The following is an 865-nucleotide window of genomic DNA, read 5'->3' as shown; positions in this document are numbered from 1 at the left end:
GGCAGCGCTGCCAGGACGCCCCGGGAAGGTTCGCCGCGATGGCTTCCACCAGGCCCGCGTGGGCGTCGGAGGTGACCATGTGGACGCCGGTCAGGCCCCGGGCGACGAGATCGGCGAAGAAGGTGTTCCAGGCGGCGCCGGTCTCGCTGGTTGCCACGCGCAGGCCAAGCACTTCACGGTGCCCGTCGGCGTTCACGCCGGTGGCGACCATGACAACCGCGTTGATCACGCGCCCGCCTTCACGGACCTTCATCGTCAGCGCGTCGGCGGCGACGAACGTGAACGGGCCCGCGTCCCCGAGCGGCCGGGTGCGGAACGCGGCGACCTGCTCGTCCAGGTCCGCCGCCATGCGGGAGACCTGGGATTTTGACAGGGAGTGGATACCCAGGGTCTTCACGAGTTTGTCCATGCGGCGCGTGGAGACCCCGGCGAGGTAGCAGTCCGCGACAACGGTGATCATGGCCGCTTCGGCACGCTTGCGCCGTTCCAGCAACCAGTCCGGGAAATACGTTCCCTGGCGCAGTTTCGGGATGGCGACATCGATCGTGCCGGCACGGGTGTCGAGCTCGCGGTGGCGGTACCCATTGCGCTGGGCCACACGCTCGGGTGAGGACTTGCCCCACTCAGCGCCAACCACGGCATCAGCGTCAGCGGAGAGCAGCGCGTTGATCATGGTTTGCAGCAGATGACGCATCAAATCAGGTGACGCATCACCCAGAACTTCAGTAAGTACGCTTGCAGGGTCGACAATATGAACAGCGGTCATCGTGAGATGTCCTTTCGAGTGGGATGTCAGAGTTTCCTCGAAGGACCCACGGTGACCGCCCCCTTTCCAGGGCCACCGGTCACCGCCAGATGTTACACC

At 65.5% G+C, this 865-nt stretch carries 1 protein-coding gene; it reads right to left on the bottom strand.

All coding sequences use genetic code 11. The features are described from left to right. The coding region (locus tag G6034_RS19425; protein ID WP_176636744.1) for an IS256 family transposase at positions 1 to 766 on the bottom strand (766 nt) is incomplete at its 3' end. Between the last annotated feature and the right edge of the window lie 99 nt (positions 767 to 865).

This window comes from Arthrobacter wenxiniae, assembly GCF_013376105.1.
Taxonomy (GTDB): domain Bacteria; phylum Actinomycetota; class Actinomycetes; order Actinomycetales; family Micrococcaceae; genus Specibacter; species Specibacter wenxiniae.
This window is presented reverse-complemented; position numbering and strand designations above follow the sequence as displayed.